General features: G+C 33.3%; 4 protein-coding genes. All 4 read left to right on the forward strand.

The annotated features are described in order from the left end of the window. Positions 1 to 1,324: gliding motility-associated C-terminal domain-containing protein (locus GTZ96_RS17935; RefSeq protein ID WP_181033227.1), on the forward strand; the 1,324-nt coding region annotated here is incomplete at its 5' end. A 60-nt stretch (positions 1,325 to 1,384) separates the two neighbouring features. After that, complete coding sequence (locus GTZ96_RS17940; RefSeq protein ID WP_161645273.1) at positions 1,385 to 2,299, forward strand: PorP/SprF family type IX secretion system membrane protein; 915 nt, start codon at positions 1,385 to 1,387, stop codon at positions 2,297 to 2,299. Between the two features lie 11 nt (positions 2,300 to 2,310). Next, the gene (locus GTZ96_RS17945) at positions 2,311 to 4,251 is read left to right on the forward strand and encodes an OmpA family protein (RefSeq protein WP_161645274.1); all 1,941 of its coding nucleotides are present in this window, start codon (positions 2,311 to 2,313) and stop codon (positions 4,249 to 4,251) included. A 620-nt stretch (positions 4,252 to 4,871) separates the two neighbouring features. Continuing rightward, positions 4,872 to 6,174 (forward strand): PKD-like domain-containing protein (locus tag GTZ96_RS17950; RefSeq protein WP_317168927.1); only part of this gene is annotated, 1,303 nt, incomplete at its 3' end.

Below are 6,174 nucleotides of genomic sequence, written 5' to 3' on the forward strand. Positions count from 1 at the left end.
ATGGACTTTCAATGACGGAAACGGAAATACAACTACAGCGAATCAAAAAGTAATTGTGAAAGATGTAACTGCTCCTGTAGCTCCTACTTTAGCTGATGTAACAATCAACGGATGTAGCGGAACTCCTGTAGCTCCAACTACAACTGATATTTGTGCCGGAACAATCACTGGAACAACTACGACGGTATTCCCTATTACAACTCAGGGTACAACGGTAGTAACATGGACTTTCAATGACGGAAACGGAAATACAACTACAGCGAATCAAAAAGTAATTGTGAAAGATGTAACTGCTCCTGTAGCTCCTACTTTAGCTGATGTAACAATCAACGGATGTAGCGGAACTCCTCTAGCTCCAACCACAACTGATGTTTGTAAAGGAACAATCACTGGAACAACTACAACTGTATTCCCTATAACAACTCAAGGAACAACAGTAGTAACCTGGACTTTCAATGATGGAAATGGAAATACAACTACAGCGAATCAAAAAGTAATCGTGAAAGATGTAACTGCTCCTATAGCTCCTACTTTGGCAGACATAATTGGACAATGTAATGCTACGGCAACTGCTCCAACTACAACAGACAATTGTAGAGGTACAATCACTGGAACAACTAATGATCCTTTGACATATACAACACAAGGAACTCATACGATCACATGGACTTTCAATGATGGAAATGGAAACATTACTACGGCTACTCAAAAAGTAATCGTAAACATTGTTCCGAATATTACAACAATTACTGTCCCAGATTTTATCAATAGTGTAAATGGTACTCCGGTAGACTTAAGAAGCTACCTTCCACAAGATGCTCCTGAAAACGGAACTTGGGTAGACGTAAACAATTCAGGCGCTTTGAACGGAAGTATTTTAGACCCTAACAACGTGGCTACTGGTAATTATAGCTTCCAATACAACATTGAAACTAATGCATGTCCTATAAGTTATGTAATCAATTTAAAAATTGACCAAAGTTTTGTATTAGGATGTGGAACTATCTTTGTTCACAATGCTTTCACTCCAAATGGTGATGGAGTAAACGAAGTATTTAAAATTGACAATATTGAAGATACTCTTTGTTATCCAGAAAATTCAGTTGAAATTTATAACCGTTGGGGAATACTTGTTTTTGAAACCAAAGGATATGATAACGTAAATAAAGCATTTAAAGGATACTCTGAAGGAAGAGTTACAGTTGATAAATCTTCTGGATTACCTACAGGAACTTATTTCTATATCTTAAACTATACCTCTGTTGGTTTACAAAATGAAATTATAGCTAAAAAGGAACAAGGATACCTATATCTTTCTAAATAAAAAACTCAAATCTAATACCAGAGGTTTTATCTAAAGCCTCTGGTCATAAAACCAAGTCAAATGAAAACAAGACTATTACTAATCAGTTTGATGTTTACAGCAATGCTAAGCTATGCGCAACAAGACGCACAATTTACGCAATACATGTACAACACAATAAATGTAAATCCCGCCTATGCTGGATCGAGAGGAGCAATGAGTATTTTTGCATTACATCGCACACAATGGGTTGGATTAAACGGAGCACCAACAACTAATGCTGTTTCGATAAACACTCCTTTTAATAATAGTAGATTAGGTTTAGGAGTATCAGTTATCAATGACAGAATTGGTCCAACAACTGAAAACACTATTTCTGGAGACTTATCATACACCATTCCTACTTCTGAAAACGTAAAGCTTTCATTTGGTTTAAAAGCTACAGCTAACTTATTTGATTTAGATATTAATAAATTAACTCCCGAACAAGAAGGCGATTCAAAATTAACACAAAACTATAATAATAAGTTTTCACCTAACCTTGGAGCGGGTATCTACCTTCACTCTGATAATGCTTATGTTGGTTTTTCTATACCTAACTTTATACAGTCCAATCGATACGATGATAATGAGGTAGCTATATTCAAAGAAAAAATAAATTATTATTTAATTGCTGGTTATGTGATGGATTTAAATTACAATCTTAAATTCAAACCTGCTTTGTTAACAAAAATGGTTCAAGGAGCTCCATTGCAAGTTGATATGTCTGGGAATTTTATTTTTAATGATAAATTTACTGTAGGGCTTGCCTATCGCTGGAGTGCTTCTGCAAGCGCAATGGCTGGATTTCAAGTTTCAGAAGCAATGTATATTGGTTATGGATATGATTTAGAAACAACCAAATTAAAATACCACAATTCAGGCTCACACGAAATTTTCTTGAGATATGAAATTTTCAAAAACAATAATAAAATTACAACTCCAAGATTCTTCTAAAAATCATTATCATGAAAAAAAATATACTCTTTTGCATAGCTATGGTAAGTGTTTTTTCATTAAACATTTATTCTCAAAAAGCGAAGTTGGCTAATGCCGATAAAAATTACGACAACTATGCTTATATTGATGCTATTAAAACATATGAAAAAATTGCAGAGAAGGGATATAAATCGGCTCCTATGTTTCAAAAACTAGGTAATGCCTATTATTTTAATGGTGAGTTAGATAAAGCTGTAAAATGGTATGCCGAACTTTTCGCTATGCCTGATACTGTAATTGAACCTACTTACTATTATCGTTATGCACAATCGCTTCGTGCAATTGGTGATAACAAGAAAGCAGATCAAATCTTAGAACAGTTTGATAAAATTTCAAACAATGATAGTAGAGCTAAACTTTTTAAAGAAAACAGCAATTATCTGGATGAAATAAAAGCAAATTCAGGAAGGTACAAAATAGAAAATGCGGGTATCAATTCACAGTACTCTGATTATGGTTCTACTATATATAATAATAAAGTCGTTTTTACTTCAGCTAGAGATACTGGAAGTTTAGGACAAAGAAAGCACACTTGGACTGACCAACATTTTACAAATTTATACAGTGCCGATTTAGATGAGCAAATGTCTCCCAGCAATCCTGTTAAATTTAATAAATCATTAAATTCTAAATTCAACGAAGCTACTCCTGTTTTTACTAAAGATGGCAAAACAGTGTATTTTACCAGAAACAATTACATTGATGGTAAAAAAGGTAAAAATGAAAACGGAATTACCTTAGTAAAATTATACAAAGCAACATTAGAAGGAGAAAAATGGATTGATATTACAGCACTGCCTTTTACGAGCGATAGCTACAGTACCGCCCACCCTACTCTAAGTCCTGATGAGAAAACAATGTATTTTGCCTCTGATATGCCAGGAACATTAGGTTTATCTGATATTTTCAAGGTACAAATTAATGACGATGGTTCTTTTGGTACGCCTGTAAATTTAGGTCCAAGTGTAAATACCGAAGGAAGGGAAACATTCCCTTTTGTTAGTCAGGAAAACGAACTTTACTTTGCCTCTGACGGACATCCTGGTGTGGGAGGATTAGATATATTTATGTCTAAAATTAATGAGGATAGTTCTTTAAATAAAGCATTAAACATTGGTATGGATGCCAATTCTCCTAAAGATGATTTTGCTTATATCATTGACAGTAAATCAAAAAAAGGATTCTTATCCTCTAATAGAGATGGTGGGCAAGGCTATGATGATATCTATAAATTTTTAGAAACAAGAAAACTAATTTGTGAACAAGAATTATATGGTAAAATCACAGATATCGATTCAAACATAGCTCTTTCTAATGCTAAAGTAACTCTGTTTGACAGTAAAATGAATATCTTAAAAAATGTTGATAGTGATCTAAATGGAGATTACACCTTTCTGGTAGAATGTGGAAAACTATATACTGTTAGAGCTCAAAAAGAAGATTATAACACCAATGAAAAACAAATAACAATTCCTAAAACTAATGGTAAAACTAATCTTCCTATAGCTTTAGAAAAAGACAAATGTAAAGTAACAGTAGGTGACGATTTAGGAAAATGTTTTGGTATTAAAAGGATTTATTTTGACTTAGACAAATCGAATATTAGAACGGAAGCCGCGATAGATTTAGAAAAAATATTAGATGTTTTAAACCAATATCCTAAAATGAAATTAGATATCCGTTCTCATACTGATAGCCGTGCTTCTTTCAAATACAATGAAGCCTTATCAGACAGAAGAGCAAAATCTACTATCAGTTGGTTAGTTAAAAATGGAGTAAATCCAGATAGATTAACTGGTAAAGGTTATGGTGAAAATGAATTAGTAAATAGATGTGCTGACGGTATAAAATGTACCGAAGAAGAACATCAAATGAATCGTAGAAGCGAATTTATCATTACAGCTCTATAATATAAAAAACTCTTGTTGAAATATTTTAGTAAACCCTCGAATGAAATTTCATTCGAGGGTTTACTTTTTTAATTGAATTAAAAAAAATACTACTTATTGTATTTGTACTAAAATTACATTTGAACGACTTTTTAGGTTACTTACAGACTAAAAAAATCATTCTCGTTAATTCTTCTTAAATTTATTCATAAGTTTTTCACAAAGAAAAATTAAAAGATATTTTAATGAGTAAATATTTTTTCTCTCAAAAAAGAGAAATAACATCTATTTTAAAACTAAAAATATTTTGATCCCTATATGTTGTTTTTAACTAACATATACTACACATAGATATAAAATTATTTTTTTCTAAAAATTAATTTTAATTCATTGATTATAATTAATGTTTTTTTAATTTCAAAAAACAAGATTCTTATTTATTAGATTGCCCCAAAATCTACAGCTTATAACTTAAAAAAAAAATCAGTTATCATTAAGCAAAACGAATCATAAATTCTTCTTATTTACGACCTACTACTTTTTTGGTAAATTCTGTAATTCAAGCATAATTTGATAATAATTTTTAATTATAATCAAAAGTTGCAATATTTCTTATTATCAAATATTTAAATAATTAGAATATGGAAACAAATCTACCTTTACAAAAATTGAAACAAACCATTCTATTTATATTATTACTATTTTTTCTTAGTATAACAAATGGTTTTGGACAATCATTTCCTCCTGCAAACACATCTTGTAGTTCTAGCGATTTATCAGTTGTTGCCGCTCAACTATCAGGTGGGGATATTTGTAATTCCTGCGAAACAGCAGTTTCTATAACTAGAACATTGGTTTTATCTATCAATAATACTACTGGTTCAACTAGAACCTCTTTTGCATTCTGGGGAAATTTAGAAATTTATAGCGGAACAACTGGACTATTGATTTCTTCAACTGTGAGAACTGGTTGTGGCGGTCCTCTTCCTCCTAATTCCATAACTTCGTTGAGTTTTGGTGACGTTACATATAACTGTGGAGATATAATAAAAATTTCTAATATCTGGGAAGCATGGACAAGTTCCAGTCCAAATGAGACTTGCCCGTTAGACCCAAACAATATTTCTCCAAAATGTGGAAAAATACCATCAATAACTGTCAATGCCGGTGTTAATGGTGAGTTTGCTTTAACACAATCACAATGTGGTTCAGCTACAGGAGCAATCGATTTAACACCTACAGGAGGCACACCTTCTTACACTTATCTTTGGACTGCTTCTAACGGAGGGGTTGTTCCATCAGGGCAACAAAACAATCAAGACCTTACTAATTTATTACCAGGCAATTATTCTGTACAAATTAAAGATGCTAACAATTGTACTACTACCATAACTAGGGAAATAATTCAAACTAATCCAACTCCTAATGCTGTGGCAACTCCGGCTTCACAGACAATTTGTTCGGCTAGTGCAATTACAACAATGGTGCTTTCCGGAAATGTTACAGGAACTACTTTCAATTGGACTAGAAATAATACAGGAACTGTAACTGGAATTGCGGCAAGCGGTAGCGGAAACATCAGCGGAAGTCTGACCAATACAACCAATGCTCCGGTGACCGTGACTTTCACCATCACGCCAACAGCCAACAGTTGCACCGGAACTCCAATAACCGCAACGGTAACAGTGAATCCAATACCTGCTGTTACCAATTCTGCTACTGCAAGTATCTGTAGCGGAACAGGTCCTAATATTACTCTTACATCTAGCATTTCTAGTAGCTTTGCATGGACTATAGGAACTATTACAGGAGGTATTACCGGAGCAAGTGCCGGATCTGGATCAACCATTAATCAGACATTAACCAATCCAAGTAATGCAACGGCGGGAACGGTACAATATTTAGTAACTCCAACTGCAACAACTGGATCATGTGCGGGCGCTG

It is taken from the genome of Flavobacterium undicola, assembly GCF_009909155.2.
Classification (GTDB): Bacteria; Bacteroidota; Bacteroidia; order Flavobacteriales; family Flavobacteriaceae; genus Flavobacterium; species Flavobacterium undicola.